Origin of the sequence: Nostoc sp. (assembly GCF_035638895.1) — a bacterium.
Classification (GTDB): domain Bacteria; phylum Cyanobacteriota; class Cyanobacteriia; order Cyanobacteriales; family Nostocaceae; genus Nostoc.
The window spans coordinates 1-5,452 of record NZ_DASQZC010000176.1; the positions used below are offsets into that span (position 1 = coordinate 1).

Genomic DNA, 5,452 nt, shown 5'->3' on the forward strand with positions numbered 1-5,452 from the left:
AACTTGTAACAAGTCTTTCCCTTGTCCCTAATTTCTCTTCACCATGCCCAATGCCTCTTGAGTTAAGTCAGTAGGGATGAACACAATTTGTTTTCAAGTTCGATTTCGCGTTCTTGGGTGGCGACAATAGCCTGGGTGATGACGCGCTGGCTGTCAAAACCGACTGCGTGTAGTTGCAACCACTGTTGAGCTTCATTGCCTTCGCGGAGGATTTTATGCAAAGGGGAAAGGAAACAATTAAAGCCTTGTTGTTTAGCGATCGCCCAAACATCGTGGTACATTTCAGAAATCCAATCTCTGGCTAGGATACTTCTACCATCTTGCCAATGCCTCAAATGAGCATCGAGACTACCAGTAGCAGCAGCAGCTTCGTTCTCAGTAGTCAGGGTGACGAGTTCTTGGGGAGAGAAGGTACTTTCAGTTAACGGATCGATGCTGGGATTTTCGATTATTTGCAACAAACGCGCTTCTAATAAGGCACTAATGGCTAGCAAGGCAATAGGATCTGTAACTAAATCGCAAATTCTCAATTCTAGGCGATTTAGATCATAAGGACGGCGATCGCCATTTGGTCGCACTGATGCCCACAAATGCCGCACGTTTTGCATTGTTCCGGCAACGAGTTGATCTTCCACCCACTGGATATGATCGGCATGGCTGGCAAATAAAGGCACATGGTTAGGCGTTTGTGGAAATACGCCCCAACGGGTGGAGTGATAGCCAGTAGTTTTGCCATCGAGAAAGGGAGATGAGGCGCTGAGGGCGAGAAATAGAGGTGCTTCCATACGGATCACGCGACACGCCCGCATTAATACTTCTGGGTCGCTAATGCCGACATTGATGTGGACGCTGGCGGTGACTACTTTTGTCCCGTAGGTGTTCTCAATGTAGTCATGATAGGGGTTTGCAGGATCGGAACGGAGAAAGCGATCGCTCCCACTCAAAGACAAAGTACTCCCCGGTATCAAGGTGTAATCGCCCAAACGATTGAGGTAGTTTCGCAATACCCGCCTCGGACGCAGCAAGGCGCATAATAAATTTTCGTAATTATGGGATGGTTCGGTTATGTATTCTACGTTGCGGCTATCTGGCTCCCGCATAAATCCATCCAAATCCGCAACAATTTTGTCCGAGAGACCGACGATTTCACCTTGAGGCGTGCCAGTGTAAATCTCAATCTCAAAGCCTTTTAATAAAACCACCTTGTTCTCCTCGGCTCTCTCTACCTATAAATTGTATCCAATAACACGAATCTCTGGATCTATCTTTAAGCCAATCAAAAGTTAAGAATCATTTTGTTGATAATTCATACCAAATAAGGACGACAGATTTATTCCCTGTCTTTGGCAATACCTCTGCCAATTTACGAGGGTTCAACGCCACCAGAAACGGGATGAATACGTCCTAAAGCAGTAAGCTTGGCAAAATCTTGGTTAATAAAATAGGCTCAGGGATTTCTGAAAGCATTTTTAACATTTCACGAACATATCGAAAACCACGGTAGTAAGCCTTAAGATCAATAATGCCGGAGTCGGGATTGGATTGACGAAAATCAGAAAGAAGAAGATGGGACAAGTTAACCATAAAGAATGCTAGATTAGCAGCATTAGTTACCGCAGTTTGACCCAGGTTCATAAAATCTTCTAATCCCCAAAATTGTTTGGCATCACGAAAATTAAATTCAATTTGAAAACGCAGTTTGTAATAGTCGATGATCTTCTCATATGACAAACTTAGGTCGCTAGAAAATAGAATTATGTGACTGCATGCATTAGTTTTCAGATTGGTTTTAACCAAAATAACTACATTCAACGCTTGGGCAAATTCTTTGTGCAGTAAAGTAGCTTGATAAGTATGAGTTTCAGAAATGTTGAATCCTGATACAAAACTTTACATATCTAGTTACACTAACTCTAAAAAGCCTAAAATAGTCAACATGACATCATCTCTTCAAACCAATGAACATAACTGATTTTCTGACACATACAAGGTTGTAAATAGCGGAATTCATCTAATAGTGTATGTCCCCACTGTGTGGGAATAGATAAAAGCTGTAAAATCAGATAAGCTATCAAACTAACGTAAATTTGTATGGTAATACCATTGACGTTTTTAGTAATTAATTTATCAAGTTTCAAATGCATCTTTAAAAACTTCCACAAGAGTTCAACTCCCCAACGTAATCGATAAATATCCCTAATTTCATCATCACTAACGGCTGCATCTCCCGATGAAGGTAAACTAGTTACTATAGCGTTTCTCAGTTTTTGTTTCTAAATCACAAAAATTAATCACTCTATAAGCTTGAGCATCATCAGATGCACCAACTTTGATTAATCCAGTCACATCGTCAAATTCTAGTTTCCAATTGTTTTTAATCCGCAAAACAAAGTATTTGTTTTCTTGTACCAATTCTTGGATAAACTTTAATCCCGCAAAGCCTCTATCCATTACCCCCACAGCATTAGTTGGTAGAATAGACATCATCTTTGAACCAAATTTATAATCATGATCATGTCCAAAATTGATGAAGTTATCTTCTGGGCTGCCGGTAGATAAATTCAAAGAACTAAAAAGTTTTACTTGATGGTGTCCTAATACCCATAACAATTTACTGGTCAGACTAATAATTGTTGAATCTATTGGACAAATTGCATATTTATCGTGTAACTTTTTTTGAACTTTATTCTGTACTAATTTATTTAATTTTTGGTAAATTTCTTGAAATGGTTTTTGACTCCGATGTAAATTTGCTTTAGAGAAAGTAGAAATATCTACCTCAAATCCTGTGTTATTTAATCTGTTAAACAAATCTCGCATACTTGTTAAGCTGTTATCCAGAGCATACGATAGCCAGCACTCAAAAAATAGACGACTATTTAATACTAGATAATCGTTTTTTGGCAGGCTTTTCAGGATATCTTTGACAATTTTGGGAAATGAATTTATAATCACAATCAAACTAATATATTTTAAGCCTTCGCCCAAAACTACCATATTTTGGGTTATTTTTATCGGATTTTTCTTAACATTCAACACTTCTGTATGAGTTTGGATATCTTCCTCAATACTACTTTGACGCAAATATTCATCAGGAATATTACGCCAGTCCATCTTATCTCCGTATTTACGGCGTGAACGATGATTAGGGTCAGGACTTTGGTAAGGTATATATAATGATGAATCGTGGCGTAACTTGGAAATTATATGCAAGTTAACTTGACGAGCCATCTGCAAGGCATTATTGTTCCCAAAATGACCATCTAACACTAAGTAAGTCAGAGGAATAAATTTAGCTAATAACTTTAATAACGACCTAATCATCTTTTGAATTCGCAGTAATTCAGATGTGAGGATTACCTGGGTTTTATTCTTGTTTTTACTACCCTTCGGTCGTCCACGCCCTCGTTTCTCTTTCTGCTTTACTTCTTTGGTTGGTAACGGGCTACTTTTTTCTATATCGCTCTTTATCACCTGTTCTATCTGTATTGGAAACGAGTGCCTTTGCTCTACACTTACTAATGATAATGTAAAAAAAGATAGCCCTAATATAGGTTTGCTAACCAGGGCAAACGCATCTAACTAATGAATCGACTGAGTAAAGAAGACCTAGCACAAATGAGCCAAGACTATTTCCAATCTCTGGACAAACAGAGATTGGTAGAGGTTGCAGGTAATCTTCATAAATTAGCAGTCGAGCAACTAGAAAAACTAGAACAAAATTCAAGCAATAGTTCGCTACCACCATCATCAGACAATTTCAAAAGCCTCTCTTCATCAGGTAAACAGGTTGAACTTGAAGCAAGAAGTAAAACATCCGATAACACATCAGACAACCAAGTTTCTCCAGAAAAGGAGAAACCAGAAAGCAAGGGATTTGGGAAGAAACGCGTAGGAAAGCAAAAAGGGGCTAAGGGGATATGGCGGACAACACCCTTGGTTTCCAATCAAACAGTTCCTCATTATCCAGAAACTTGTGCATCATGTAACAGTAGCTTACAAATCAACCCAGAAGCTAAACCCTACATGGGTTATTACGTATTAGAGCTAGAAAAATTAGATTCTGGAATAGAGGTAAAATGTACTCTCCATCACTACTATCAAGGGACTTGTGAATGTGGACATGAAACTTTATCTAAACCACTGACAGGTTATGTATCAGTAGTAGAGGGAAGGAGCAAAGATTTATGTTTGCAAGAGTACGGACTTGTTGGACCGATGTTGGCAACGTTTATTGCTTCTCTTGCTATACGATATCGAATGTCTCGGCCCAAAATTAGAGAACTGTTAGACGATTGGGTTGGGGTCTCACTTTCAGTTGGAACAATCGACCGTTGTATTAGAGAAGTAGGAATAGCTTGTTCTCCAGTAGTTGAAGAACTTATTGTTGAATTGCAATCGGCAGAAATAATCCACCTTGATGAAACACCCTGGTACGAAAAAGGTAAATATCGATGGTTATGAGTGGCCATTACAAATACAATTGCGATTTTCCACATCGGTAGTCGTCGCAAGGAAGAGCTATTACGACTGATAAGTGAGGCATTTGTGGGATGGTTAGTTACCGATGGCTATGGGGCTTACAGTAATTACCCAAAACGCCAACATTGTTTAGCCCATCTCATCCGCAAAGCTATTGCTTTGACTACATCGGTAGATAAAGAAGTGGCGGATTTGGGACAATGGCTCTTAGAAAAACTAAGGGAACTAATACATACACTTGCCACTGGCGACGGGGAATCAGATGAATCAGACTCACACCCCGCCCGCCTATATCGAGTCTGCCGATTGGCCACTGGCGTAGAGCATACAAAGTTAAAAGGTTAAAAGCTCTGGCAAAAGAGATTTTAGCTGATTGGGATGCTGTGGTTGCCTGTTTTTATAATCCGCAATTACCACCGACTAATAATGAGGCAGAACGGGCTTTACGACATGCTGTAATTGCCCGACGTATTAGCTATGGTACTCGCACACCAGAAGGCAGTTTAGCTTATTGCTCTGTTTTAAGCGTTGTCGAAACTTGTCGTCTGAGAAAAGTTAACCCTTGGAGTTATGTTGCTCAAGTTCTTACCCAGGCTCGTCGGGGTATAAAACATCCTCCTATTCCTACTGTTTCTTAATCCTTTTTACTGGGGGAGAGTGAAAAACTACTTTGCACGAGTATTTGCACAAATAAATCCCCAGCAGTTTCAGTCATGTTTTGTTAATTGGATGAAATCCATACAGAAGATAACCGAGGATGAAGTAGTTGCAATTGATGGGAAAACTTTACGTAGTTCTTATGATGAAAGTAATGACCAAAATGCAATCTAAATGGTGAGTGCGTGGGCAACTATGAATAAATTAGTGCTGGGACAAATAAAAGTAGATAAAAAATCAAATGAGATTACAGCAATTCCAGAGTTATTAAAGGTATTAGAACTGTCAGGATGTATTGTGACAATTGATGCAA

General features: G+C 39.5%; 1 protein-coding gene and 5 pseudogenes. 2 read left to right on the forward strand and 4 right to left on the reverse strand.

What is annotated here, in order from left to right; translation table 11 throughout:
* Window positions 1-62: 62 nt before the first annotated feature.
* The 4 genes and pseudogenes from gshA to VE944_RS08665 all read right to left on the reverse strand — a co-directional run.
* A complete protein-coding gene (gene gshA, locus VE944_RS08650) occupies window positions 63-1,202 on the reverse strand; it encodes a glutamate--cysteine ligase (protein WP_324975221.1) in 1,140 nt (379 codons plus the stop codon).
* 161 nt (window positions 1,203-1,363) lie between these two features.
* Window positions 1,364-1,863 (reverse strand): annotated as a pseudogene (locus VE944_RS08655) (transposase); the annotation flags it as partial.
* A 68-nt stretch (window positions 1,864-1,931) separates the two neighbouring features.
* Window positions 1,932-2,955: pseudogene (locus tag VE944_RS08660) on the reverse strand (IS4 family transposase).
* Window positions 2,956-2,985: 30 nt separating this feature from the next.
* Window positions 2,986-3,582 (reverse strand): annotated as a pseudogene (locus tag VE944_RS08665) (transposase); the annotation flags it as partial.
* A 3-nt stretch (window positions 3,583-3,585) separates the two neighbouring features.
* On the opposite strand from VE944_RS08665, the pseudogene tnpC reads away from it, so the two are divergent.
* Window positions 3,586-5,120: pseudogene (gene tnpC / locus VE944_RS34300) on the forward strand (IS66 family transposase).
* Window positions 5,121-5,151: 31 nt separating this feature from the next.
* A pseudogene (locus VE944_RS08680) lies at window positions 5,152-5,452 on the forward strand (ISAs1 family transposase); the annotation flags it as partial.